The sequence below is a fragment of the Acidimicrobiales bacterium genome (assembly GCA_034521975.1).
In the GTDB taxonomy this organism is placed as follows: domain Bacteria; phylum Actinomycetota; class Acidimicrobiia; order Acidimicrobiales; family SKKL01; genus SKKL01.
The window spans coordinates 189,069-211,783 of record JAXHLR010000009.1 but is presented as its reverse complement, the minus strand read 5'-3'; the positions used below and the strand labels follow the sequence as shown (position 1 = coordinate 211,783).

The window sequence follows — 22,715 nt, the reverse complement described above, 5'->3', positions numbered from 1 at the left end:
CCCCAAAGTGCCGTTATCTCGAGTCGAGCTCGATTTCGGGTTCATGACCTGAGGGTCTGCGTTGTGGACATGCCCATGGCGCAGCGTTCAGCGGTGGGTTCGGGCTTGGCCGAGGGCTCGTGCGAGCTGGTCTCGAAGGGTGACGTTCTCCATCCGGAGGTGTTCGATCTCCGTCCTCGCCGCGTCGAGGCGTTGGCGGAGTGACTCGTTGGATGCTCGCTGCGCGGTCGGCAGCGAAGGGGTGCCGGTGCGGTCGCGTAGCTGGAGAGCACCGGCGAGGAGGTCGGGTTGTTCGTAGAGCCAGCTGCGTGACACGCCAGCGGCTGAGGCGATTCCGGCGATGGTGACAGCCGCGCCGGTGCGGTCGAACTCGTCGATGACCGCGATCGTGCGACGAGTGGCGGCGTCGCGGCGGTCGGCTGCGGCTCGTCGGAGGTGGTCGGTGTTGTCGGCTCTGGTCATGAGCTGCCGCCGTCGGTGTCGAGGGCTTCGAGGGCTGGGATGATCTGGTCGAGGCTCTCCTGGACTTGGCGGAGGTTGCCGGCGAGGCGGAACTGGCCGCTGGAATCGGCGCGGGCGATGAGCTTGCGGTTCGTTGCTGCGTGCTGGCGGTGCACGTCGAGGAACTCGGGGGTGGTCTGGAAATCGGGGCAGGTGAGACAGGCGTTGGGGTGTGGGCAGTCCTGCTGGGGTGGCCGGCCGCAGTAGCCGTTGGGAAGGCTGTCGTGGATCCGGGACAGGTTGTGTTTGACCCACTCGGCGTCGGCGGTGGAGGCGTCCGGGTCGTAGGGCACGGCCCCGCCGGTGGTGTTGACACGCTGGTGGCAGTAGGCCTCGAACGCTTCGCGGACGGTGGAGTCGTGGATCTGCGCGTAGCGGGCAGTCATGCGCGGACTGGCGTGGCCGAGCAGCTTCTGGATGACGTGTTGGGGAACGCCGGCGTTGATGAGCCGGGTCCCGACGGTGTGCCTGAACTGATGAGCGTGAACCCTCACCGGCTGGCCGGTCTCGTCCCGGACGTCGATCTGTTGCTGCCAGTTTCCGAGTTGGTGAGAGAGGCTGCCGTGGGCGTAGGGCTTGGTGCCATCGTCGTTATCGGCCGTGCCGGGAAACAGCCACGGTGACCCGTTCGGCCATGTCGCCCGGACGTGATCTTGTTGGGCGCCGATGGTGTCGGCGACCTTGGCGGAAAGCGGGATGAGCTGTTCGAGCCCGACCTTGGAGTTGTCGAAGCGCAAGCACGGCCAGCCGGTGCTGTCGTTGGTGATCGGGTTGAACGCCAGCACCGAAGCGTCGCCGCCGCGCATGCCGGTCTCCATCAACAAGATCACCAGGTGCCGGACACTCGGGTTGCGGAGCCGGGCCAGGTTCTCGGGGTCCTCGAGCTGGGCCATGACGAACTCGGGAATGAACTTGGGCAACTGGTCGGCCGGCCGCGTGACCTCCTCCTCGTAGATCACCGCGTCGGCGGGCAGACCCCGCAGCGTGTCGTGACGGCGACCCCATTCCAAGAAGCCCTTGAGGAAGCACAACGTCGTCGATCGTGTCGACGCCGACCACTTGCTGGTCGCCATCCACACCAGGAACGCCTCGACCACCGTCCGGTTCACACCGGTGGCGTCGACAACCTCGGGCCGTCCGGTAAGGAACGTGGAGAAGCGGGCCATGTTCTCGCCGGTCGCGACGATCGTGCCGAAGGAGTAGCCAGCACCGAGCCGGAACCGGCACCACGCCTTTGCTGATTCCCTCAGCCAAGGCTGTTCGATGTTGGTGAACTTGGCCATGTTGCGGCCCCGTCGGGCCGGGACGCCGAGCACGAACGCGTCCCAGCGGTCCTCGGCGAACTCAGCCTCGACCAGACCGCCGACACCGGTGATGATCCCGGGCCGGGCCTGGAGGTGGTGGGCGGTGCCTGCTGCGCTCATGACGTGCTCTCCTCGGCTCGGTCCCAGACGCCGACTCGGTGCAGCTCCTCCCGCACATCGGCGGCATCCAGATGCACATAGATCTGACTGGTCGTCACCGACGACCGGTGCGTGAGCAAGCGGGCGACGACCTCGATGGCCACACCGGAGCGAATCAACTCGGTGGCATGGGTGTGGCGCAGCATGTGCAACGTGAACTCCACCCCGGTCAACGCTCGAATGCGGTCAACCATCTTGTGGACCGCCGCGTAGGTCAGCGGGGCGCCGATCCGGCCACCCCACAGGTTGACGAACACATAGTCCGAGTCCAGGTCGCCGTACTCGGCGTGCATGTAGTCCGAGTAGCAACGCACCAGCCCGGCGGTCACCGGCACAGTCGCGGGGCTTCGCAGCTTGGCTCGGGCGCCGTTGGCGTTGTCGGCCCGAGGGACGATGCGGACTTCCTTGGCGCGGCTCACGAAGTCGACGTGACGCAACCCGAGCGCCTGACCAACCCGCATACCTGTCTCGGCCAGCAAGGCCAACAAGAACCGGTCCCGAGCCCGGACCGGTGCCGCCAAGATCTGCACAACCTGTTCGGCACTGAGCGTACGAGGCGCTCGCTGTGGGACCGCGAGCTTGACGGGCCGGGTCGCGATTGGTCTGCCGGCGGTGGCGTGATGCAAGAACGGCTTGTAGGAACCCCGACCGATCCGCCGCCACGCCACCAATCCGGCTGCGACCTTCACACCGCACCGGGCGTGAAACTCATAGAAGCCAAAGACCGCAGCCAGGTGCCTGTTCACCGTCGCCGGCGACCGTCGGGCGGTGCCGCCATCAAGGACGATCACGTTCGGGGCCGGAGCTCGCAGCCACGACACGAACCGAGCCACGTCATCGACCGAGACACTCGCCCAATCAACCTTGACGGCCTCGAGGAACTCGAACCACAACTTCAAGCTCGTCGCATACGCCCGCTGCGTGTTCGGCGAACGCTCCAACGCTGCCAAGTACGTGAGGAACGACTCGACCGGCTCGACCGCCGACCCATCCTCACCAAGGACAGTCCACGACTCCGCCCCGGTCACGGGCATCACCACCCGCTGCACGATCACCGATCACTGCCGCGTCTGGACGTGCAAGCAACCTACGACCAGATCGGATCAGCAACGGGGATGGTCCCGGACACACTCCAGATAACGCGTCCACAACGCACCCCAACCGCTGCGACGCCTACGTCGTGGACGCTCCAACTCAGACTCCAGATACGTGCCGTTGGCGGGCAGGGCAAACGTTGCCTGACACGGCACTCGTAGTCCCACGCCCGGTTGGCGGGCTGTCATCACGACAGTGTCGACTATTCGGCAGCGACGCGGCGGACGCCTCAGGTCGCGATTCTGCGAGCGCGGTGCGAGTCGGAGGTGCCCAAACTGCGGCGTCGGACCGTGATGACATCGTGATGACATCGTGATGACGACGGGGATGATCCGCCGGGATCTGAGCCGCACTTCGCCGCCACGACAGGCGTCAGCGCCACCCGTCGGTGTCGGTCGAGGGGGCGAAACTCACCACTCCGACATATCGGGGGTGCGCCGCGAGCCGAACGTCCAGGCAGGACAGGGCGACCGCCGAAACTGCGAACGGGTTGGACGGATCGTCGCCAACTCCGCCCTCCGACATACCGTGTCGCTTGTCATCAGATTTGTCCGCGATACGTCCGACACAAGGGTGGTACAGGCCGGTACGGGACCGCACGACACCCTCACGAAAACCGCCTCTGACCTGCACAGATAGGGACGCAACGACACGGGCCAACACGGGCGAGATCGGCGTTCAAGTCCCCCCTCCGACACCACCTGACCAGGGCAAACGCCCTGGTCACCTCCGCTGCTGGCGCCGCCAGAGGACCAAGTTCATCCGAGGTCGACCTCCGATAGCGGAGCGTCCCGCGTTGTTGCTCGGCGGGCACGATCGGCCGCCTCGCCGACGCGGGGCGACCTACGACCACATGAAGTCGACGAGGGGTTCGAGGTCGTTCGGGTCGCGGTCGGCGGTGCGGAGCGCCGCGAGGTATGCGGCGCGCAGTTCGGCGGTGTCCGCGTTGGTGAGCGCTCCCCATGTCGGGGAAGCGATCCCGAGCGCGTTGCAGAGGTAGTCGGTCGCGGCGCGTGAGTGGCGGCCGTTCCCGTTGGGGAAAGGGTGGATGGCGACGAGTCGATGGTGGAACCGGGCAACGGCCGTCTGCTGCTCGTCGGGCCTGATCCACGCGTGTGCATCCTCGATGAGTCTCCGGACTGCGGCGGGGACCTCGGTCCAATCGGTGCCGATGTTGCGATCGCTGAGCCGGTAGATGCCGGCCCAGCTCCAGACGTCGCCGAACATCCGACGGTGGAGCTGGCGCAGCCAGAGATCGTCGAGCACCTCGTCGAGAGCGGGGGAGCGGATCGCCCGACGGGCGTCGAGGATGTTCGCCGCCTCGGCTTCATTGAGGTCGCCTCGTGTGCGCACCCAGGTGAGTTTGAGTCCATGCGCCTCGTCCTCGTCGATCGGCGTGTTGCCGTCGCCGGTGTCGAACAGCGGATCACTCATGACCAGAGGCCACGCTTGTCGACGTGATGGCGGGCGGCCTCCTCGATGCGCGCCGCGTCGGAGCCGCCGTCGGGGCGTTGGTCCTCCAGCGCCATCGTGTGATCGACCGCCCCGATCTCCGCTCTGGCTTTCGCCTTCGCTCGAGCCCAGACGAGATCGTCGAGCGGTTCGCGGGGGACCAGGACGTATTCGACTCGGCAGCCGAGCGCGTCGGCGGCGCGCTCGAGCGTGTCGAGGGTGATGGTGCGCTCGCGCTCGCCCCGCTCGATCTGGCCGACCCGCGCCTTCGACACGCCCATCCGACGGGCGAGCTCGCTCGTCGACATGCCCAGTGCATCTCGGATTGCCCGGATCCAGCCGCTGCGCGGCGCGGCGGTGGGCGTGTCGCGGTGCCGTCCGAGGTCTCGTTCGAGCGCAGCACGCGCCATCGCCTTGTTGCTGCTCATTGCTGACCCTCCAGTCGTCTAGGTAAGACTAGACGACTGGAGTAATGTTGTATAGGTATAACTTGTCAAGAAGAGCCGAGTCGCCAAGAAATGTCTTGTCGGCAGGGTTGAACGGGGTGGGGTTGTCATTCCAGTTGTCGACCCAGCTGCGGATGTCGGCGGCGAGGGCGTTGACCGAGTCGTGGGCTGAGCGTTGCAGTTTCTTGGTGGTGAGCGCTGAGAACCAGCGTTCGACGAGGTTCATCCATGATCCGTAGGTCGGGGTGAAGTGTGGCCACGTCCAACTCTTCGAAGTGGGCGAGATGCAGCAGTCGTTCACATGCCTGGTCGACAGCAGCGTCAGCCGCGACAGTGATTCTCAGCGGCTTCTCGGACCACAAGCGCCTGACATCGGCACGCCGCCTCGGCACGGGAGGATGTGTAGACGCCAAGCCCGGGATCGTCCACGGCAGTGATTCTGACCTGGGATGACAACCCCTGCACGGCATGGTGACCGGAGTTGGCTCACCGACTACAACTCTCCGCCGCGTCCGCGACGATGTGGGCGACGCCATCCCGCTCGCAGCGCCCGTCTTCGGTCGGAGTGCGCCACACACCGTTGAAGCGTGAGTACGGCCCGGGTGAGGCAGCGGAATCTGTTGCTGTCCGGGAACTTCCTACCGACGAGGATGGGTCGGCCACGAACGACGGCCGCCGGCTCGACAGTGCCGAGGCCGTGATCGCGTTCATCGAGGAGCGCGGGCTCGCAGCAACGGGCCGGAGTGTCCGCTGTGGACGTAAGTACGCATCAAAACTAATCGTTCTGGTTAGTATTGGTGCGTGAGTGAGGATCGCCATGAAGCCGTCGAGCCACGCGAGCTTGTCGATTGGCTGTTGGCCCGCGGTCGCAGCTGGGTCACGACGGCCGAGGCAGCGACGTTGCTTGGCGTATCCGAGAACCACGTCGCACCGACGTTGGCGCGCTGGCGCCGTCGTGGCCAGCTGTTCAGTCCGACGAAGGGCCTGTACGTCGTGGTGCCGCCCGAGTACCGGCCGTGGGGTTCGGCTCCCGCCTCGCACTTCATCGACGCGCTGATGGGCCACTTGGGCCACGACTACTACGTCGCGCTGCTCTCGGCAGCCGAGGTGCACGGGTTCGCGCATCAGCGACCCCAGGTGTTCCAGGTCATGACGCCAGCGAGGTTGCGAGAGCGAGCGTTCGGTCGCGTGCGGATCCGGTTCATCACCGACGCGTCAATGGCGGGGCGTGCGGTCGATATCGTCAACACGCCTACGGGGACGATGCGGGTGTCGGCGATCGAGACCACGGTCCTCGACCTGCTAGCTCACCCAAGAAGCAGCGGTGGTCTGTCGAATGTGGCGACGATTGTGGGGGAGATGCTCGAGGAGGAACGGATCGACATTCCTCGTCTCGCAGGATCAGCTGTCGGCTATCCGACGTCCGTCATCCAGCGTTGCGGGTGGCTCCTCGACTTCATGGCCCACCGGGTGCAAGTGGAGCTCAACACTGAGGCGCTCGCCGCGTCCATCACGAGTCGGAGGTCGGTGCTGCTCGACCCGAGCGGTCGTCGAGCGGGCGAGCATGATGCTCGCTGGCAGGTGATCGTGAACGCCACTCCGGAGCCGGACCTGTGATCCCTCGCTCGGCGATCACCGAATGGAGCCAGTTGGCGCCGTGGCCAGCGGTTGACCAAGTGGAACAAGATCTCGTCCTGTCCCGCCTCATCGTCGAACTTGCCCGCCACCCAGTGCTCGGCGATGAGCTGGTCTTCCGCGGCGGCACGTGCCTGCACAAGGTCGTGTTGCCCGAACCGCTCCGCTACAGCGAGGACCTCGACTACGTCCGCGCAACCCACGGTCCGATCGGCCCGATCCTCGACGCCATCCGCGAGGTCGCCGACGGCCTCGGCATGGATGCGAACACCGACGTCGGTTCGTACCCGAAGGTTCGGCTGCGCGCCCCCTTCGAGTCCGGTGCGGGCCGGATGCGGGTCAAGATAGAGATCAACACCCACGAGACCTCGCCGGCCCGTCCTCACCGCCGAGCGTCGTACCAGGTCGACTCGGCATGGTGGTCCGGCAGAGCGGAGGTGCTCACGTTCCAGCCCGAGGAGCTCGTGGCCACCAAGTTGCGGGCGATGTTCCAACGGCGAAAGGGACGTGACCTGTTCGACCTCTGGGTGGCGCTGACCGTGCTCGCTCTCGATCCCGCCGAGATCGTTGCGTGCTTCGACCCGTACCGACCCGACGGCTACACCGCCGAGCGAGCCCGACAGGGGCTCCAGGAGCATGTCTCCGACGTCGGATTCCGGGCCGACCTCATCCCGCTGCTGCGCGAGGTTCCCGAGGGCTACGACATCGATGCCGCAGGCGCTCTCGTGGCTGAGGAACTGCTCAGCATCGCGTGATGATCAGCGCTGGAACCCCACGACGCCAAGGACTTCACCGTCGTTGCCGAGCATCGCCGTAACCTGGAGCGACATCTGAACTAGTTCAGATATGATCCTGGCCATGCGAGTGATCGAGCATCCGTTCTCCGAGCTATTGCGTCAGCCCAAGACCGTGGTCAAGGACCTCGCCGACGGCGACGTTGTCCTCCGGCGTCGGGGTGCGCCTGCTTTGCGGCTGACTCGGGTCGACCGAGACGACCAGCGAGCGGACGCCTATGCGATGGTCGGCCGAGCGCTTCGGAACCTGGCTGTTCATTCCCCGACGGCGCTGGGTGAAGCACTGCTCGATGAGTTTCCATGGACATCGTTCCTGCCTCGGTCGGACCGTGCGGCGTTCATCGACGAGTTCACCCGAACCGTCGTGGCGGCAGCGGAGCTCGACAGCTTCGGCCCACTCGCACAGATGATCGAGGAGTGGCGAGCGACGGCGGAGATCCATGCCGATCCCAAGCTGGCACGCCGGCTGGGCAGGCCGATCGTGACGAAGGGCAAGGCCGTCCCTCGACCCGCGAGCTGACGCGATGGCCAAGCGCAAGGAGCGGGTTGCGCCACCTCCGGGATCGGGCGGTTGGGACTTCCGCTTCGCGACCAACGACGCGGTCAAGGGATGGGACCAGGTGTGTGCTGCTGCATCTGCGAACGCTCGTCGTGCCTGGGATCGGATCACCACCGACCCGAGACACCGCGACGACAGGCAGCACCCGCTCAAGGGTTCGCTCGGGACCCGGGCTGTCGACGGCAAGGATTTGGAACAGTGGCAGTTCGAGGTCACCAGCGCCGGGCGGATCTGGTACTGCATCGATGACGACCGTCGAATCGTCTGGATGACCGACTGCTCGATCGGTCACCCGAAGGCGACCGAGTAGCGGTTCGCCTCGATCGGGTGCCTCGCGACAGGGCAGACTTATGAGATGCGGAAGTTTGCCAAGTTCGTTGACATGCGGCGTGGCCGACGACTCCCAGCCGAAGTGGATCGGGTTCGCCAGGACGAGGAGTTCATGGGGCTCCTGCACACCCTCGTCGAACGAGACAAGGAGATCCTCGACCGCCTGGCCGAGTGAGGGGTCTAGCTGCACGATTCTTGCTTGGCGAGCTTTCCGAGCTGCGATCGCCCTCGAGGCCCAACGCCGGTAGACAGTGGCGATGGCTCGAATGACCAAGAAGGCAGCGGCCCAGCTCACCGCGTATCTGGCCGAACTGCCCGCGGAGCGGCTCGTCGAGATGTTGATGAGTCAGGCCGAGCAGGACGTGGAGCTGCGGACCCAGCTTCTGGTGGAGGCGGCATCGGCGGGCGGTGGGCCGCTCGACGTGTCCTCGTATCGACGATCCTTCTCCGATGCGTTGAAGTCGGGGAGCGCGAACCGGCGTGACTACGCCCGCACGTCGGGGCCGTGGGCTCGGGCGGTGATGGGTGTGGTTGGCCAGATTGGTGATCTGCTCCCGGACCATCCGGCGGCGGTGATCGACATCACGGAGTATGCACTCGGTCGGGTGGACGTGACGATGGGCCGGGTCGACGACTCATCGGGCTGGTTCTCCCAGATCACCTCGGAACTCGAGAGGATCCACCTTCGGGCGTGTGAGATCGCTCGGCCCGATCCTGTTGCGCTCGCTCGGCGGCTGTTCGCCCTCGACGTCGACAGCGAGTGGGACATCCTCTACGACGCCCCGAACCGCTACGCCGACGTGCTCGGCGACGATGGGCTCGCCGAGCTGAAGCGGTTGGCGGACGAACGGTGGGAGGCCCTCAGTGAGGCGGAGAGGGCGAGCGCCGAGCGGAGCCACTTCCACCTGGTGAAGATGCGGGAGCACCTTGCGAAGGCTGCAGGCGACGTCGACGCGCGGGTCGAGCTGTTGGCCCTGGACCTGTCGTACCCCTACGACTACGTGGAGATCGCCGAGGTGCTGATCGATGCCGACCGTGCTGATGAGGCCCTCGCCTGGGTCGAACGTGGACTCACTGCGTTCGATGGCAGCGACCACCCCATGCGCGGCGACAGCCGCCTCGACGACCTCGCGCTCGCTGGCTGGGTCGAGCGCGGCCGAACCGCCGAGGTCAACGACCTTGTCTGGCGACGCTTCACCGAGCGTCCAAACCTCGAGCGGTACCAGCGGCTCAAGCGGTGGACGGCCGAGTCCGGCACCTGGGGTGAGTACGAGCCTCGTGCGATCGGCTTGCTCGAAGCCCGTGGCGCGGAGAACGCCGCCACCGTGGCAAACCGACCCACGCCCATCAGTCGGTACGTGGCGGCGCGTCATCCGCGGCGCCGGCCACCCACGACGACCTCATCGCCGTCCTGTCCTGGGAGGGCCACCTCGACGAGGCGTGGGTCGTTGCCGACGAGCACGGAGCGTCGCTGTCGGTGTGGATGGAGCTGGCGAGGTCGAGCGAGGCCGAGCGGCCGCTCGACGCAGCCCGCGCGTTCGCCCGCGACGTCGAGGCGAAGATCGACCGCAAGAAGACCTGGACCTATGAGGCCGCTGTCGAGGGGGTCGCCAAGATCCGCACGCTCTACGAGAGCGGAGGCGATCCGAGCGGCTTCGAGAGCTACCTGGCCGACCTCCGCCAGCGACACCGCCAGAAGACCAAGTTCATCCGCCTCCTCGACGAGGCCTCAGCTGGTTGAGGGGTGCTGGGCGACCGTCTCGCGAGACCATCGCAACGGGTCAGACATGGACGTGTTCCTCGAGCTCTGGCACGGGCATCGTGTCGGGGGATGTGGCAGAGGTCGCGCGGGCGCGGAGCCCGTTGGCGATCACCAGGACCTCGGCGCCTTCGTGGATCGCTACGACGACCCCGAGGCCGAGCAGGCCGACGCCCGCGAGCGGGATGAGGGTGGCGATCAGCAGCCCCGACATGGCGAGGTTCTGGACCATGATCCGCCGGGACCGTCGGGCGTGGATCAACAGGTCGGGGAGGTGGGTGAGGTGATCGCCCATGATGGCCACGTCGGCGGCTTCGATGGCGACGTCGGAGCCCAGCGCCCCCATGGCCACGCCGACATCGGCGCTGGCGAGAGCGGGCGCGTCGTTGATGCCGTCGCCGATCATCAGCACAGGTCCGCGCCGCCTGAGGTCGGCCACCGCGTCGGCCTTGTCGGCCGGGAGCAGCTCGGCGCGCACGTCGTCGATGCCGACCTGGTCGGCGATCGCGCGTGCGGTGCGGGTGTGGTCGCCGGTGAGGATCACCGTGGCGAGGTCGAGGCGAGCAAGGGCGGCGACGGTGTCGGTTGCTTCGGGACGTAGGTCGTCGCGCACGGCGACCGCCCCGACCGGGGTCCCATCGCGTTCCACGACCACCACCGATGCTCCCGCGGCGGTCATGCGGTCGACGTCGGCAGCGAAGGGTCCGGGGTCGACGAAGCGCGGGTTGCCGAGCCGGACCACATGGCCGTCGACGTTGCCGGTGACCCCCGCCCCGGCAACTGTCTGCACCTGTGCCGCCGCACGGGTTGGTTCGTGCTCGGCGGTGATGGCTGTGGCGAGCGGGTGGTCACTGTGAGCCTCGAGTGCCGACGCCAGCTCCAGCACGAGACGCCGGTCGAGCCCGTGGGCGGCGACGTCGACGACGCGTGGCTGGTTGCGGGTGAGGGTGCCGGTCTTGTCGAAGGCCACGACCCGCACCGTGGCGAGGGCCTCGAGGGCGGCGCCGCCCTTGATGAGCACCCCGGTGCGGGTGGCGGCACCGATCGCCGCGAAGGTCGTGACCGGCACTGAGATCGCCAGCGCGCACGGCGCCGCAGCGACCAACACCACCAAGGCCCGTTCTGCCCACAGCGCGGGGTCGCCGGCCAAGGCGCCGAGGCCTGCCACCGTAGCGGCGACCACCAGGATCACCGGCACCAACGGCCTGGCGATGCGGTCGGCGATGCGCTGGGCGTGGCCCTTGCGATCTTGGGCCTCTTCCACCGCGTGCACGATCCGGGCGAGGGTGCTGTCGGAGGCGGGAGTGGTCGCGGTGAGCTCGAGGTGGCCGCCGCCGTTGATGCTGCCCGCGATGACTGCATCGCCGGGGCCGCACTCGACCGGCAGCGACTCGCCGGTCACCGCCGAGACGTCGAGCACCGACCGCCCTTCGGTCACCACGGCATCGGTCACCAGCCGGGCACCGGCTCGCAGCACCAGGATGTCTCCGGAGGCCACCTCGTCGGTGGGGACCTCGACGATCTCGCTGCCGCGGCGCACCAGGGCGGTGTCGGGCACGATCGAGAGCACCGCACGCAGCTCACGCCGGGCCCGGGTCACCGCCCAGGACTCGAGCGCCTCGGAGATGGAGAACAAGAACGCGAGCGCCGCGGCCTCGGGCAGCTCCCCGAGCACCAGCGCGCCGGCACCCGCGATCGTCATCAACAAGCCAACCCCGACCCGACCGTGTCGCAGATCGATCAACGAGGACGGGACGAACGTGGCCCCACCCGAGACCACCGCCACGACGAAGGCACCCGGCGACAGCGCCCCCGCGTCGGCCCAGCCCGCGGCGACACCCACCGCCCAGGCCGTCGTCGCCACCACCGCGGCCACCAGCCGCCACTGTTCGGACCAGCCCGCTGCGCCGTCCTCGACGGGATCGGTGGGCGGAGCGCAGCACGCATCAGCCATCGTCGTGCGCTCCCGCACCCATCCACGGGTGGTCGCAGAGACGGACCGCGTGGCCCGACAGCTCCAGCACCTGCTCGGCCTTCTCCAGCAACTCTCGGAGCTCGGTGTGGGCGATCGAGTAAAAGACCTGACGACGCTCTGCCGGTCGGTCGGTGACCAGGCCGCAGCCCTTCAGGCATGCGAGGTGGTTCGACACGTTCGACTGTGACGAGCCCACGATCTCGACCAGGTCGCTCACCCGCCGTTCACCGTCGAGCAGCGCCAACAGGATCGACAGACGGGTCGGATCGCTCAGCCCGTGGAACATCCGGGCCGCCACGGAGATCTCGACGAGCCCTTCGGTGGTCGTTGATGCCATGCACCATGAATATCAGAAAAGGCTGATGATGTCACTGGCGACAGATCTTGTTCGCCTCCAGGTCGTTCACTGACCTTGCCCCCAGCGCAAGGAGCGGGTTGGGCATCACCGGGATCGGGTGGTGAGGGCTTTCGCTTCGCCGTGTGGAGCCCTTCGAGCACAGCGAGGGCGGGGAGCGCCGCGACGCGGACGACTCCCGCTCCCGACGTCACGCCGATCTCGACCACGGTCGCCATGGGGAACGGCGCTGGTAGCGACGACGGAAACCGTTGTCATTCAAGGGCTGATCCGGACCTCATCGAGGTCGCGTTCCGTTCCGAACGAGCGACGATGTGCCTCACCAGCGCGCTGGCTCGTCACGGGCTGACCGACGAGATCCCGGCAACGATCGACCTCGCACTGCCACGCGGGACACGGACTCCAGCCACCTCGACGCCGATCACCTGGCACAAGTTCGACCCGAAGACATTCGCCCTCGGCCGAGGAGCTCTCGACCCGTAGGGCGCGTCACAGGAGGATCTGCAAGGCCGAGATCGACCGTCGACCGCAGGCAGGTAGCCTTGAACCCATGGCTCCGGTGAAGCGTGTCTACGGCCCGGGTGAGGCGACAGCGTTCGTCGCTGGCGGCGGCCCCGCGACCGACGACGACGTGTCGATCACCAACGACGGTCGGCGGCTGGACAGTGCCGAGGCGGTCCTCGAGTTCCTCGAAGAGCTGAGGCGGGAGCGGGAGACCGCCGAGCGCTCGGCTTGATCTGGTGGGCGATCACCCGCCGCTCGACATCGACCGTGTAGTCGAGGTGTTCGATCGTCACCACGTCCAGTACCTGCTCGTCGGTGGAGTAGCCGCTCGATTCCACGGCTCCGAACGCCTGACCGAGGACGTGGACGTCCTGCCCGATGACGATGACGAGAACCTGCGACGCCTCGGCGCCGCCCTCACCGAGCTGGGGGCGTTCCTCCGCGTGGGAGGCCTGAGCGACGACGAGGCCCGGGCGCTACCGGTCCAAGTCGATGCCCCGACCTTGCGAGGGTTGGAGGTCTCGACCTGGCGAACGACAGCCGGAGACCTCGACGTCCTCCGCTCGCTCCGTGACCTCGACGGTGGACGGCGATCGTATGGAGAGCTCGCTGGTCGATCTGTCGCCATCTCCGTCAACGAGGTCGAGATCCGCCTCGCCGGGCTCGGCGACATCATCGACTCGAAGCGCTTCGCCGATCGGGAGAAGGACCACGAGGCACTGCCCGAGCTCGAAGCCCTGCGAGTCGCCTCGACCGAGGACCACGAACCCTGAGCGCTCGCCGCATCGTCGGACAGGGGAGTTGCGCGGCCCGCCCGACTGCTCGGCGTCGGCGCCCTGATGACAAGTGATGACAAGGGGAGGGGCCGGAGCGACGAGCGGGCCGTGGCGCGCTCTTGAGCGGGACGCCGGGCGGGTACTCCTACGTCCGACACGGTCTGGCTCGGGCCTGCCCGACGTCCGACACCACCTGACCAGGGTAAGCGCCCTGGTCAGCTGCGTCTTTGGGCGATGGTCGGGAGGGGGAGCGTCTCGCGTCGGTGATCTCTCCGCAGCTGCCTGTGGTCGTTCGCATCCGGTGTAGCTTCGCACCACGTCAGAGCGTGTCGAGGGTGGACTCTGGGTAGACAGCGAAGCAGATTCGTCCCACAGCTCAGAATGGCGCCATGGCGTACTCCATCAAACGAACGAAGACCGTCGAAGCGTCGGTGCGACACGTCGCCGAGGACCAGGTCCGAAAGGCGCTCGCGGACCTCGCGATGCCAGGTCGGACAGGGCCCGTGGAGGCGGTCCACGACTGCCGGAAGCGCTGCAAGAAGCTTCGCGCCCTCGTGCGACTGGTGCGCCCGTCGCTCGGGGGCCAGTACCGGGACGCGAACGAGATCTTTCGCGACGCGGCTCGGGAGCTGAGCAGCATCCGAGATGCCGAGTCACTGCTCGGCACCTTCGACGACGTCGTCGCGGCGAGCATCGACCAGCTGCCCGACGGAGGACTCCCCGGCGTGCGTGCCGGACTGCGTCATCGTGCTGTCGCGGCCACCGCCAAGGTGGAAGACGACGATGGCGCTGTTCGTCGTGCCCGTCGGCTGCTCGAGCAAGGGCGCGAGGCAGTCGACGACTGGTCGCTGAACGACGACGGATGGGACGCCATCGGTCCCGGACTGCACAAGACCTACGCGCGCGGCCGCAAGGCCCTCGGCCCCGTGGTCGACGCACCATCTCCGGAGCACTTCCACGAGTGGCGCAAGCGGGCGAAGTACACCTGGTACCACGTGCGGCTGCTCGATGACGCCGCCCCCTCGGTGCTGAATCCGCTGGGCAAGCGGTTCAAAGACCTGTCCGACGCCCTCGGTGATGCCCACGACCTGGCGGTCCTGGAGCAGCAGCTGACCGACAGCCCCGACGAGTTCGGTGGTGGCGAGCAGGTCGACGGCGCCCTCGTCGTGGTGCGCGGTCGGCGGGTCGCGCTCGAGAAGGCCGCGCAGAGCCTCGGGGCCCGGCTCTATGCCGAGAAACCCGATGCGTTCGTGGACAGGCTCGGCCGCTACTGGCACACGTGGCAGGCGATGGGCGATGAGCTCCGCGCGGGCGCGCTCGCCGAGCTACACCCGCCCGATGACGGGCTCGAGGCACTGAACGTCGGCCAGCTCACCACGATGGCCGAGGAGGCTGGCGTTCCCGGACGCTCCGGCATGCGCAAGGCGGACCTGATCGGCGCGCTCCGCGCGCAGGGCTGACCGGGGGATCCGAGCCGGCGGCGAGCAACGCCCTGAACGCTCTAGCCCTCGTCGGGTGCGCTGTGGCCGTTCGGGTAGATCGATCGGGTCTCGGCGCGCCGACCGTGGGGCCGCACGACATCGCTGAGGTAGGGCTTCGGCAGGATCTTGAAGATCGACATCGACACGTAGAGGATCGTGTTGATCGCCACGAAGGTGGACAGCACGGCGAACCAGTGGGCTCCGAGGATCGACTCGGGCAGCACCGTGGCGAGGACGAGCGCAGAGACGACGTTCATGCTGCCGCCTCCGGTACCGGATCGCCGACCCGGACGAGATCGGCTGTGTGGGGGACGTGCCCCCACGTCGCCTGGCGGGCGAAGGTGATGTCGAGCACGCCCTTGACGTAGACGACGTCGAGGAAGAGGTCATACACCAGCTCCGGGAACAGCAGCACGGCCAGGATGCGTGCCCGCCAACCCCCTTGCCACGCGCTGACGACCCGGTCGACCACGAAGATCGCACCGATGCTGAGCCAGAACGGGTACCAGACCCAGTCGGGGGTCGCCAACACCGTGACGGCGATGAGCAGCCAGAAGGAGCTGAGGGCGATGACGCTGTAGCCGATGCCGAGCTGTTGCGCCCAGTAGCGCACCAGGGAGGGCTTGAACCCGTAGGCGCCCAGGTTCTCCAGCGCACCGCGCTGCCACCGCAGCCGCTGGTTCCACAGGTGGCTCCACTTGGGCATCAGTTCGGTGACCACCCGGCACTCGTGAGGGCTGGTCATGAGCGCCCCGAGGCTCTTGAGGGCGAGGGTCAGCTCGTTGTCCTCGGTGAGCGCAGCGGTGTCGTAGATGTCACCGCGCACGCCGGGCAGAAGCGAGCCGCGAGAGTCGGCGACCGTGCGCAGGGCGGCGGAGCGGAAGATCGAGGCGGTGCCGGTCAGTACGTACACCCGACCGCGACGCCGCTCGAGCTCGCGGCTGTAGCGCACGTACTCGTTTCGCTGGAACTGGGCGAGGAGCCCGCCGGTGTCGTCGCCGTAGAAGAGGCCCCCGATGCTCATGATGGCCCGGTCACCAGCGAGGCGCTGGACCGCGGTGGCGAGGAACCCTGGGTCGAGCACCGTGTCGGCGTCCACCACCATGACGCAGTCGTTGTCGCCCATCTCGTCGAGGAGCCCGGGGATCGCTTGGTTGAGCGCACCGGCCTTCTTCTCGGTGTTGCCGATGGTCTCGAACACCTCGGCGCCATGTCCCCGGGCGATCCAGGCCGTGTCGTCGCTGCAGTTGTCGGCGACCACGATGACCCGCTCGGGTGGCCGGCTCTGTTCGAACAGCGACACGAGGGTCGCTCCGATCGAGGCGTGCTCGTTGTGGGCGGGCACGAGCACCGTGATGGTGACCGGCCCGGCGTACTCGCCTCGATTGCCGGCCATGATCGTCCGGGGAGCGAGGGGACGACGAGCGCTGTCGGTCGAACGCCGGGCTCGGTCGGTGACGACGCGCTCGGCGGCGGCGATGCCGATCGCCGCCAGCACCGCCAGGCAGAACGAGGTGACCAGGATCGAAAGCGACGGGGCGGCGCTGTCGTAGAGCACCCGCCAGGCGCCGAACACGACACCGTCGCGTGGCGTGCCGACAGGCTGCGGATCTCCGGCCCACACCACCAGACCGAGCAGCCCGGCGCCAGACACGACGACCGCCGAGACGAAGATGCCGACGCCGCGGCCCAAGACGGGGCCTCCCCCAGAGACCTCGGTGCGTGCCGGTGCCTCTGATGCACGATCGTCCGTGGAGCGAGTCTTCATGCACCAGGTATCGACCCGTTTGGCCCCCGCCTGTGCTCTCGGGGTCACTTAGGGCCATATGGACCAGTGTCGAGGGGCCGGATCGCCCGCTCGAGTGTGTGCTCTCAAGCCGACCGTCGGATCGGTCGATGAGCCTCGATGGGCCACGTGCGATCTGATGCCGAGGAGCAGGTGGCGGAGCTCCTGAGCACCGCCAAGGATGCCCTTGGCCTCAGCCTGACCTTCCTGTCACGCCTCGACGGCACCACCCAGCACCTCGAGGTGGTGGAATCGTCGATTCCGCTGTTCAAGGACGGGCAGACCCAACCTCAGGACTCGTCGTTCTGCCAGGCCATCCTCGACGGCAAGCTGCCCCCGGTCATCCCCAACGTAGCCAAGCTCCCGGAGGCCAAGCGCCTCCCCGCCGCCCGGTTTCCCCGGATCCGCAGCTACGTGTCGGTGCCGGTGCACCTGAGCGATGGAAGCCTCTACGGGACGTTCTGTGCGGCGGGGTTCACCGCCGACAAGGGGCTCACGAAGCGAGACCAGGCGCTCATGGAGGTCCTCGCCCGAGCAGCGGCCGCTGTGATCGAGCCCGGTGTGAACGAGCGTCGGCGCGAGGCCGGGATCCGGGAGCGCCTGGATCCAGTGATCGCGGCCGGCGGCCCGGTGGTGGTGGTGCAGCCCATCGTGGAGCTTCTCACCGGTCACCGGGTGGGTGCCGAGGCCCTGAGCAGGTTCCCCCAGGAGTGGGGCCTGGCGCCCGACGTGTGCTTCGCGGAGGCGGCCACGATCGGCGAAGGAGTGGCACTCGAGCTGTTGGCGGTGCGAAACGCCGTCGCCCACCTCGACCGCCTCGACGGATACCTGGCCGTCAACCTGTCCCCGCACTCGCTCTTCGACCCTCGGTGCTCGAGCCTTCTGTCCGAGTTCGGCCACGCCTGCGGTGCCGTCGTGGTCGCCGAGGGCGTCGAGACATCCGAGGACGCCGACGCCCTGCTCTCCGAGTCGGTCGACCATGGCCAGGGCTGGTACTTCGGCCGACCCGGCCCGGTCGACGCGCTGGCTGCGGTCGGGTTGGCTGCTCCGGCGCCTCTCACCTGAGCCTCGCCACCGGGCCGAGGGAGATGCCTCAGCCCGGCGCGGGGCTAACGTTCGCGCATATGGGGACCGACCAGATCGCGGCACACCTCGAACGTGTCGAGCAGGACGGCTACACGATCATCGAGGACGCCTTCGCCCCCGACCTGGGCGCGGCGCTGCTCGAAACGCTCGACCGCCTTGTCGAGGAGCTCGGCATCGAACCGGCCGGCAACCGCTTCGAGGGAGCGAACACGCTGCGGGTCTACAACCTGTTGGCTCACGACGAGGTGTTCCAGCAGGTGCCGATCCACCCCGAGGTGCTCCCGGTGGTCGACGGGGTACTCGGCTCGGGCTGTCTGATCTCGTCGCTGTCGTCGATCGACATCCGGCCCGGCGAGACCGCCCAACCGATCCACGCCGACGATCAGCTCATCCCCATCCCCAAGCCACACCCGCCGACGGTGTGCAACACCATGTGGGCCCTGACCGACTTCACCGAGGAGAACGGCGCCACCCGCATCGTTCCGGGCTCGCACCTCGCAGACTCCTCACCCGAGTACGGCGCCGACCACGACTCGATCCCCGCCACCATGGCCGCGGGCAGTGTGCTGGTGTGGCACGGGTCGCTCTGGCACGGGGGAGGGGCCAACCAGTCCCGCGATCGCAGAGTGGGGGTCGCCATGAACTACTGCGCCGGATACATCCGTCAACAGGAGAACCAGCAGCTCGGTCTGTCACCGTCGCTGGTCGCCACCTTCACACCGCGTCTGCAGGAGCTGGTGGGCTACGGCATCTACCGGGGGCTCATCGGCCACATCGACAAGCGGTCACCGGCCGAGATGCTCAGCGGCAGCACCCATGGCGGGATGATCTGGGACCAGGCCTGACCCTCTCAGCCAGAGCGTCTGGGGGTCGTCTCGTCACCCGTGGCGCGCTCACCGGTGCATCCGCGAGAGCTCGTTCGGCGAAAGAGGGGTAAACGTCGTCCAAGCAAGGTGCCCCACCGATGCCCGCACTCCACCCATCCCTCCGGCTCAAGCTGCCGTTCCTCATCGCCGCGTTCGCCTCGTTCGCGTTCTCCGTGTGGCTCTACTTCATGGAGGACAACACCACCGCCGGCATCTTCGTGGGCCTGTGGGTGCCGTCCATCCACTCGCTGGGCACCTTGCTGCTCACGCCCACCGAGCACGCGCCGGCGACCCGAGGGGAGCGCCGGCCATGAGCGAGATCGTCATCTTCACTGTCGGCGTGGTGGTCTTCGGCCTCACGGTCTGGGGCGCGGTCATGGCCGGAAGCCTCTGGATGGCAGGCCTCGACGAGGACGTCCCGTCCACCATCGAGGAGATGGGCCGACGTTCCGATGCTCCCCGCGCCGAGCCGGAGGCCGACGGCGAGTAGCGATCCGGGCGGCGGGTCGGAGCAGCCTCCCCCGATGTCGCCACGGCGGCCGGGTCCTGTCACCATCGGTGCATGTCCCAGCCACGACTCGGCGCCCCGCTGGCCGTGACGATCGTGTTCACGACCTCGGCCGCGGTACTGGTGCTGGAGATCCTGGCCGGCCGGCTCCTGGCCCCCTACACCGGCGTCACCCTGTTGACCTACACCGGGATCATCGGCACGGTGTTGGCCGCCATCGCCGTCGGCACCGCGCTGGGCGGCCGCCTCGCCGACCGCGTCGACCCGAGCCGCCTGCTGGGACCGACCCTCATCTTCGGCGGCATCCTCGCCTGGTGGTCGCTGCCCACCCTCGCTTGGCTCGGACCGATGTCGGGGCGGGGCGCAGCCTCGATCGTGGTGCTGACCGGCGCGGCGTTCTTCCTGCCCGCCGCGGTGCTGTCGGCCGCAAGCCCGATGGTGGCCAAGCTGCGTCTCGCCGACCTCGGACAGACCGGTTCGGTCGTCGGCGGCCTGTCGGCGGCGGGTACCGCCGGCGCCCTCGTCGGCACCTTCGCCACCGGGTTCGTCCTCATCGAAGCGATGCCCACCCGTCCGATCGTGTTGACCATCGGCGGAGCCCTCGTCGTCGGCGGCACGGTGCTGTGGTGGCGCTTCGCCGCCGGCATGCCGTCGCCGCGGTCGACGGCACTGGTGCTGGCGGTGATCGTCGGCGCGCTCGGCATGGGTGCCACGACCCCGTCGGTGTGTCAGTGGGAGACCCCATACTTCTGCGTCACCGTCGAACACGATCCCGCCAGGCCCAGTGGGCGGGTCCTTCGGCTGGACACCTTGCGCCACAGCTACGTCGACCTCGACGATCCCACCCACCTGGAGTTCCGGTACGTGCGCCTCTTCGCCCAAGTGGCCGACCAGACCACCGCGGGACGGATCGACGCCCTCCACATCGGTGGGGGAGGCTTCACCTTCCCCCGGTACCTCGACGCCACCCGAGCGGGTGGCGTGAACCTGGTGGCCGAGATCGATCCCGAGCTGGTGCGCATCGCCCAGGACCGCCTCGGCCTGGGACAAGGCGACGATGTCGAGGTGGTGGTCGACGATGCACGGCGGGTGGTCGCCGACCAGCGCGACGACCGCTTCGACCTCGTCGTCGGCGACGCCTTCGGCAGCCTCTCGGTTCCCTGGCACCTCACCACCTCCGAGTTCGTCGCCGACATCGCTCGCGTGCTGCGGCCCGACGGCACCTACGTGCTCAACGTGATCGATGGCGACGATGTCCGCTTCGCCCGGGCCCAGACCGCCACCCTGATGCGCCACTTCGACCACGTGGCGGTGGTCGTGCCCCCAACCGACACCGTATCGGTGGCCAACCACGTGCTCGTGGCTTCGGGTGCGCCCCTCGCAGAGCTCGAGATCGGCCCCGACGACGGCAGGCTGTTGCGCGGCACCGAGGTGGAAGCCTTCGTCGACGGCGAACGCCACCTCACCGACGACTTCGCCCCGGTCGACCAGCTCATCGCCGAGTGAACGACATCCTCGGGGTCAGCCCGTGTCCTCGAGGTGCTGGCGGCCGATGGTGATGAGGTGGCCACCGGCACGGCTGACCTCGCCGACGAGGGGCTGGAGAACATCGAGACTCGCGGCGACCGCTCCCCGTGGGACTCCTCGTGGCGCGAGCACCTCGAGCAACCAGTCGAGGAACGAGGTGAACACGGCAGGGTCGTCGACCAGGTGGGCGGCGGCGACGTACCGGACGATGTAGGCGAGGTCCTCTCGCGTGCGGGCGATCTGGCGGTCGTCGTAGGTCGCCATCGGAGAAAAGCGCCGCGCGAGCTCGCCGAAGGCCACCTCGCCGAGCTCGCCGGCGCGCCGGTCGAGCTCGAGCGCATCGGCGGGCAGGGGCGTCGGATCGACACGAACCACCGGTGGGTGCTCGCGCCAGTCGTCGAGGATCGTGATCGCCGCGTCGGCGTCGTCGGGCTCGGCGTCGGCTCCGAGACGCCGAGAGCGATCCGGTTGTCCGCTCAGCGCGCGACCACCCACCAGCACCGGGATGCCCGCGGCGTGGGCCGCGTCGGCGAGGGGAGGGACACCGGTGTAGAACAGCGCCGAGGTACACGACACCGCCAGGGCTTCGGGGCGGTGACGCCGGACGAAGGTGGCGATCTGATCGGCGGGGGTCGAGGCGCCGAGGAAGGCGACGACCACGCCACGGCTGCGGAGCTGCTCGGCGAACATCCTCGAGGCAAGGGCGTGCCAGTCGCCCTCGGCACAGGCAAGGACGACGAGACCGGTCTTCGCCGGGACGGCGTCGACTCCGACGAGCGCGTGGAGGGCGGACTCGGTGACGCCAGTGGCCAGGTGCTCGTCGGCGACGCTCAGCTCGTCGCGCTGCCATCGCGCGCCGACCTCGCGCTGGACCGGCACCAGCAGCTCGGAGATGATCGTCCCGCTCGGGACCAGGTCGTCGAGAAGTCGCAGCACCAGGTCGATCGCCGCCTTGGAGCTGCCCTCGACCGCGAGGTCCAGGAACTCGTCCACCCGTTGGGCCGGGCCGACACTCATCGAGCGACCACCCGGAACCGGCGGAAGCTGCGCGGACGCGGACCCAGGGGCCCAGTGGGAATCCGGTCGTGGGACCGTCGGTGATCCTCCGACCGCAGGTACTGCTGGAACGACTCGCGCGAATCCCACCAGGTGACCATGGAGTACTCGGTCGGTCGGGCCTGATCGGCCCACACCTCGAGCCCGCGGAAGCCGGGCGCGCGCTCCACCGCACCGAGGCGGTTCCTGAACGCGGCGTCGAGCCGGGGTTCGCCGCCCTCGGGCACCGTCAGTTCGCTGAAGGCCACGAACGGTGCCGGGTCATCGGCATCGGGGTCGCTCGGTCGGCGCCTGGCATCGACCGGCTCCACGAACTGGTCGGCCAACCGTCGGGCGGCTCGGGCGGCCTGGCTGCTGATCCAGAGCAGCGCCCGGGTCGTGTGGAGGACGGCTGCGGTTGTGTTCGACCCGCCCACACTCACTCCTCGCTCCGATCTGGCGACGGTGACCTGTGCCTCATCCCCCCGATACCCGCGCAATCTACCCCACGCCGACCTGGTGGCGAAGAGCGATCCGAGCGGACCGACCTCGGGGACCGCACGAAGCGTCAGTCCGGCGGAGGGGTCGTGTCCTCGGAGGTGCGGTGCTCGAGGTGGGTGCTGGGGGCCGCGTTGCGTGACCGGCGGCGCTCCTCCGACTCGGTCAGCACCGCCTCGGCCTGGCCCTCGGGGTCGTCGCTGCCGGCGGCCTGCTCCTCGGGGAGCAGATCGGCCCTGGTCGATATCTTGTTCTCGTCCACGTCCGGATCGTCGGGCATGGCG

General features: G+C 68.2%; 27 protein-coding genes and 1 pseudogene. 14 read left to right on the top strand and 14 right to left on the bottom strand.

Features of this window, described 5'->3' with window-relative positions; genetic code table 11:
• Window positions 1-87: 87 nt before the first annotated feature.
• The 6 genes and pseudogenes from U5K29_15020 to U5K29_14995 all read right to left on the bottom strand — a co-directional run bounded on the left by U5K29_15020 (window position 88) and on the right by U5K29_14995 (window position 5,210).
• The gene (locus tag U5K29_15020) at window positions 88-462 is read right to left on the bottom strand and encodes a DUF6262 family protein (protein ID MDZ7679853.1); all 375 of its coding nucleotides are present in this window, start codon (window positions 460-462) and stop codon (window positions 88-90) included.
• On the bottom strand, window positions 459-1,925 hold the full coding sequence (locus tag U5K29_15015; protein ID MDZ7679852.1) for a tyrosine-type recombinase/integrase: 1,467 nt from the start codon (window positions 1,923-1,925) through the stop codon (window positions 459-461). Before U5K29_15015 ends, U5K29_15020 begins: the two co-directional genes overlap by 4 nt.
• Window positions 1,922-2,998 (bottom strand): tyrosine-type recombinase/integrase, encoded by a 1,077-nt coding sequence (locus tag U5K29_15010; protein ID MDZ7679851.1) that lies wholly within the window; start codon window positions 2,996-2,998, stop codon window positions 1,922-1,924. Before U5K29_15010 ends, U5K29_15015 begins: the two co-directional genes overlap by 4 nt.
• A gap of 904 nt (window positions 2,999-3,902) precedes the next feature.
• A complete protein-coding gene (locus tag U5K29_15005) occupies window positions 3,903-4,493 on the bottom strand; it encodes a mobile mystery protein B (GenBank protein ID MDZ7679850.1) in 591 nt (196 codons plus the stop codon).
• Window positions 4,490-4,939 (bottom strand): mobile mystery protein A, encoded by a 450-nt coding sequence (locus U5K29_15000; GenBank protein MDZ7679849.1) that lies wholly within the window; start codon window positions 4,937-4,939, stop codon window positions 4,490-4,492. Before U5K29_15000 ends, U5K29_15005 begins: the two co-directional genes overlap by 4 nt.
• A 109-nt stretch (window positions 4,940-5,048) precedes the next feature.
• Window positions 5,049-5,210 (bottom strand): annotated as a pseudogene (locus U5K29_14995) (IS630 family transposase).
• 548 nt (window positions 5,211-5,758) lie between these two features.
• On the opposite strand from U5K29_14995, the gene U5K29_14990 reads away from it, so the two are divergent.
• The 5 genes from U5K29_14990 (at window position 5,759) to U5K29_14970 (ending at window position 8,450) form a co-directional block, all read left to right on the top strand.
• A complete protein-coding gene (locus U5K29_14990) occupies window positions 5,759-6,574 on the top strand; it encodes a type IV toxin-antitoxin system AbiEi family antitoxin (protein MDZ7679848.1) in 816 nt (271 codons plus the stop codon).
• 59 nt (window positions 6,575-6,633) lie between these two features.
• Window positions 6,634-7,347 carry a nucleotidyl transferase AbiEii/AbiGii toxin family protein gene (locus tag U5K29_14985; GenBank protein MDZ7679847.1) on the top strand — a complete coding sequence of 238 codons (714 nt, stop codon included), beginning with the start codon at window positions 6,634-6,636 and terminating at the stop codon, window positions 7,345-7,347.
• A gap of 103 nt (window positions 7,348-7,450) precedes the next feature.
• Window positions 7,451-7,906: a hypothetical protein gene (locus U5K29_14980; GenBank protein MDZ7679846.1), complete on the top strand. Its 456-nt coding sequence runs from the start codon at window positions 7,451-7,453 to the stop codon at window positions 7,904-7,906.
• A 4-nt stretch (window positions 7,907-7,910) separates the two neighbouring features.
• Window positions 7,911-8,255: a hypothetical protein gene (locus U5K29_14975; protein ID MDZ7679845.1), complete on the top strand. Its 345-nt coding sequence runs from the start codon at window positions 7,911-7,913 to the stop codon at window positions 8,253-8,255.
• 45 nt (window positions 8,256-8,300) lie between these two features.
• Window positions 8,301-8,450, top strand: a complete 150-nt coding sequence (locus tag U5K29_14970; GenBank protein ID MDZ7679844.1) for a hypothetical protein — start codon at window positions 8,301-8,303, stop codon at window positions 8,448-8,450.
• A 460-nt stretch (window positions 8,451-8,910) separates the two neighbouring features.
• On the opposite strand, the gene U5K29_14965 is transcribed toward U5K29_14970, so the two are convergent.
• Window positions 8,911-9,648 (bottom strand): hypothetical protein, encoded by a 738-nt coding sequence (locus U5K29_14965; GenBank protein ID MDZ7679843.1) that lies wholly within the window; start codon window positions 9,646-9,648, stop codon window positions 8,911-8,913.
• 110 nt (window positions 9,649-9,758) lie between these two features.
• Here U5K29_14965 and U5K29_14960 point away from each other — a divergent pair, with 110 nt between their 5' ends.
• Window positions 9,759-10,016 (top strand): hypothetical protein, encoded by a 258-nt coding sequence (locus tag U5K29_14960; GenBank protein MDZ7679842.1) that lies wholly within the window; start codon window positions 9,759-9,761, stop codon window positions 10,014-10,016.
• Between the two features lie 40 nt (window positions 10,017-10,056).
• Here the strand turns inward: U5K29_14960 and U5K29_14955 are convergent, their stop codons facing one another.
• Both U5K29_14955 and U5K29_14950 read right to left on the bottom strand, forming a co-directional pair.
• The gene (locus tag U5K29_14955) at window positions 10,057-11,988 is read right to left on the bottom strand and encodes a cation-translocating P-type ATPase (GenBank protein MDZ7679841.1); all 1,932 of its coding nucleotides are present in this window, start codon (window positions 11,986-11,988) and stop codon (window positions 10,057-10,059) included.
• Window positions 11,981-12,346, bottom strand: coding sequence for a metalloregulator ArsR/SmtB family transcription factor (locus U5K29_14950; protein ID MDZ7679840.1), 366 nt, complete (start codon window positions 12,344-12,346; stop codon window positions 11,981-11,983). The genes U5K29_14955 and U5K29_14950 overlap by 8 nt, the downstream gene beginning before the upstream one ends.
• A gap of 568 nt (window positions 12,347-12,914) precedes the next feature.
• Between U5K29_14950 and U5K29_14945 the strand changes: the two genes are divergently transcribed.
• The 3 genes from U5K29_14945 to U5K29_14935 all read left to right on the top strand — a co-directional run bounded on the left by U5K29_14945 (window position 12,915) and on the right by U5K29_14935 (window position 15,104).
• Window positions 12,915-13,100: a hypothetical protein gene (locus tag U5K29_14945; protein MDZ7679839.1), complete on the top strand. Its 186-nt coding sequence runs from the start codon at window positions 12,915-12,917 to the stop codon at window positions 13,098-13,100.
• Window positions 13,101-13,104: 4 nt separating this feature from the next.
• Entirely contained in the window at window positions 13,105-13,641 is a 537-nt protein-coding gene (locus U5K29_14940; GenBank protein ID MDZ7679838.1) for a hypothetical protein, read from the top strand.
• 392 nt (window positions 13,642-14,033) lie between these two features.
• Complete coding sequence (locus U5K29_14935) at window positions 14,034-15,104, top strand: CHAD domain-containing protein (protein ID MDZ7679837.1); 1,071 nt, start codon at window positions 14,034-14,036, stop codon at window positions 15,102-15,104.
• Window positions 15,105-15,145: 41 nt separating this feature from the next.
• Here the strand turns inward: U5K29_14935 and U5K29_14930 are convergent, their stop codons facing one another.
• Window positions 15,146-15,382 (bottom strand): hypothetical protein, encoded by a 237-nt coding sequence (locus U5K29_14930; GenBank protein MDZ7679836.1) that lies wholly within the window; start codon window positions 15,380-15,382, stop codon window positions 15,146-15,148.
• Window positions 15,379-16,818, bottom strand: coding sequence for a glycosyltransferase family 2 protein (locus U5K29_14925; GenBank protein MDZ7679835.1), 1,440 nt, complete (start codon window positions 16,816-16,818; stop codon window positions 15,379-15,381). Before U5K29_14925 ends, U5K29_14930 begins: the two co-directional genes overlap by 4 nt.
• Window positions 16,819-17,031: 213 nt before the next feature.
• On the opposite strand from U5K29_14925, the gene U5K29_14920 reads away from it, so the two are divergent.
• From U5K29_14920 to U5K29_14900, 5 genes are all read left to right on the top strand, one after another.
• A complete protein-coding gene (locus U5K29_14920; protein MDZ7679834.1) occupies window positions 17,032-17,976 on the top strand; it encodes an EAL domain-containing protein in 945 nt (314 codons plus the stop codon).
• Window positions 17,977-18,035: 59 nt separating this feature from the next.
• Complete coding sequence (locus U5K29_14915; GenBank protein MDZ7679833.1) at window positions 18,036-18,842, top strand: phytanoyl-CoA dioxygenase family protein; 807 nt, start codon at window positions 18,036-18,038, stop codon at window positions 18,840-18,842.
• Window positions 18,843-18,961: 119 nt separating this feature from the next.
• A complete protein-coding gene (locus tag U5K29_14910; protein MDZ7679832.1) occupies window positions 18,962-19,177 on the top strand; it encodes a hypothetical protein in 216 nt (71 codons plus the stop codon).
• Window positions 19,174-19,353 carry a hypothetical protein gene (locus U5K29_14905; GenBank protein ID MDZ7679831.1) on the top strand — a complete coding sequence of 60 codons (180 nt, stop codon included), beginning with the start codon at window positions 19,174-19,176 and terminating at the stop codon, window positions 19,351-19,353. Before U5K29_14910 ends, U5K29_14905 begins: the two co-directional genes overlap by 4 nt.
• A gap of 72 nt (window positions 19,354-19,425) precedes the next feature.
• Complete coding sequence (locus U5K29_14900; protein MDZ7679830.1) at window positions 19,426-20,877, top strand: fused MFS/spermidine synthase; 1,452 nt, start codon at window positions 19,426-19,428, stop codon at window positions 20,875-20,877.
• Window positions 20,878-20,892: 15 nt separating this feature from the next.
• On the opposite strand, the gene U5K29_14895 is transcribed toward U5K29_14900, so the two are convergent.
• The 3 genes from U5K29_14895 to U5K29_14885 form a co-directional block, all read right to left on the bottom strand.
• Entirely contained in the window at window positions 20,893-21,915 is a 1,023-nt protein-coding gene (locus U5K29_14895; GenBank protein MDZ7679829.1) for a cobalamin-dependent protein, read from the bottom strand.
• Window positions 21,912-22,370 (bottom strand): antibiotic biosynthesis monooxygenase, encoded by a 459-nt coding sequence (locus tag U5K29_14890; protein ID MDZ7679828.1) that lies wholly within the window; start codon window positions 22,368-22,370, stop codon window positions 21,912-21,914. The genes U5K29_14895 and U5K29_14890 overlap by 4 nt, the downstream gene beginning before the upstream one ends.
• A 131-nt stretch (window positions 22,371-22,501) precedes the next feature.
• On the bottom strand, window positions 22,502-22,711 hold the full coding sequence (locus U5K29_14885; GenBank protein ID MDZ7679827.1) for a hypothetical protein: 210 nt from the start codon (window positions 22,709-22,711) through the stop codon (window positions 22,502-22,504).
• Window positions 22,712-22,715: the final 4 nt, after the last annotated feature.

Excerpts from the sequence above, each read along its gene's own strand:
- U5K29_15020 (MDZ7679853.1), bottom strand. The coding sequence starts at position 462 with ATGACCAGAGCCGACAACACCGACCACCTCCGACGAGCCGCAGCCGAC.
- U5K29_15015 (MDZ7679852.1), bottom strand. The coding sequence starts at position 1,925 with ATGAGCGCAGCAGGCACCGCCCACCACCTCCAGGCCCGGCCCGGGATC.
- U5K29_15010 (MDZ7679851.1), bottom strand. The coding sequence starts at position 2,998 with ATGCCCGTGACCGGGGCGGAGTCGTGGACTGTCCTTGGTGAGGATGGG.
- U5K29_15005 (MDZ7679850.1), bottom strand. The coding sequence starts at position 4,493 with ATGAGTGATCCGCTGTTCGACACCGGCGACGGCAACACGCCGATCGAC.
- U5K29_15000 (MDZ7679849.1), bottom strand. The coding sequence starts at position 4,939 with ATGAGCAGCAACAAGGCGATGGCGCGTGCTGCGCTCGAACGAGACCTC.
- U5K29_14980 (MDZ7679846.1), top strand. The coding sequence starts at position 7,451 with ATGCGAGTGATCGAGCATCCGTTCTCCGAGCTATTGCGTCAGCCCAAG.
- U5K29_14975 (MDZ7679845.1), top strand. The coding sequence starts at position 7,911 with ATGGCCAAGCGCAAGGAGCGGGTTGCGCCACCTCCGGGATCGGGCGGT.
- U5K29_14970 (MDZ7679844.1), top strand. The coding sequence starts at position 8,301 with ATGCGGAAGTTTGCCAAGTTCGTTGACATGCGGCGTGGCCGACGACTC.
- U5K29_14965 (MDZ7679843.1), bottom strand. The coding sequence starts at position 9,648 with ATGACGCGCCGCCACGTACCGACTGATGGGCGTGGGTCGGTTTGCCAC.
- U5K29_14960 (MDZ7679842.1), top strand. The coding sequence starts at position 9,759 with ATGGAGCTGGCGAGGTCGAGCGAGGCCGAGCGGCCGCTCGACGCAGCC.
- U5K29_14955 (MDZ7679841.1), bottom strand. The coding sequence starts at position 11,988 with ATGGCTGATGCGTGCTGCGCTCCGCCCACCGATCCCGTCGAGGACGGC.
- U5K29_14950 (MDZ7679840.1), bottom strand. The coding sequence starts at position 12,346 with ATGGCATCAACGACCACCGAAGGGCTCGTCGAGATCTCCGTGGCGGCC.
- U5K29_14945 (MDZ7679839.1), top strand. The coding sequence starts at position 12,915 with ATGGCTCCGGTGAAGCGTGTCTACGGCCCGGGTGAGGCGACAGCGTTC.
- U5K29_14935 (MDZ7679837.1), top strand. The coding sequence starts at position 14,034 with ATGGCGTACTCCATCAAACGAACGAAGACCGTCGAAGCGTCGGTGCGA.
- U5K29_14930 (MDZ7679836.1), bottom strand. The coding sequence starts at position 15,382 with ATGAACGTCGTCTCTGCGCTCGTCCTCGCCACGGTGCTGCCCGAGTCG.
- U5K29_14920 (MDZ7679834.1), top strand. The coding sequence starts at position 17,032 with ATGGGCCACGTGCGATCTGATGCCGAGGAGCAGGTGGCGGAGCTCCTG.
- U5K29_14915 (MDZ7679833.1), top strand. The coding sequence starts at position 18,036 with ATGGGGACCGACCAGATCGCGGCACACCTCGAACGTGTCGAGCAGGAC.
- U5K29_14910 (MDZ7679832.1), top strand. The coding sequence starts at position 18,962 with ATGCCCGCACTCCACCCATCCCTCCGGCTCAAGCTGCCGTTCCTCATC.
- U5K29_14905 (MDZ7679831.1), top strand. The coding sequence starts at position 19,174 with ATGAGCGAGATCGTCATCTTCACTGTCGGCGTGGTGGTCTTCGGCCTC.
- U5K29_14900 (MDZ7679830.1), top strand. The coding sequence starts at position 19,426 with ATGTCCCAGCCACGACTCGGCGCCCCGCTGGCCGTGACGATCGTGTTC.
- U5K29_14895 (MDZ7679829.1), bottom strand. The coding sequence starts at position 21,915 with ATGAGTGTCGGCCCGGCCCAACGGGTGGACGAGTTCCTGGACCTCGCG.
- U5K29_14885 (MDZ7679827.1), bottom strand. The coding sequence starts at position 22,711 with ATGCCCGACGATCCGGACGTGGACGAGAACAAGATATCGACCAGGGCC.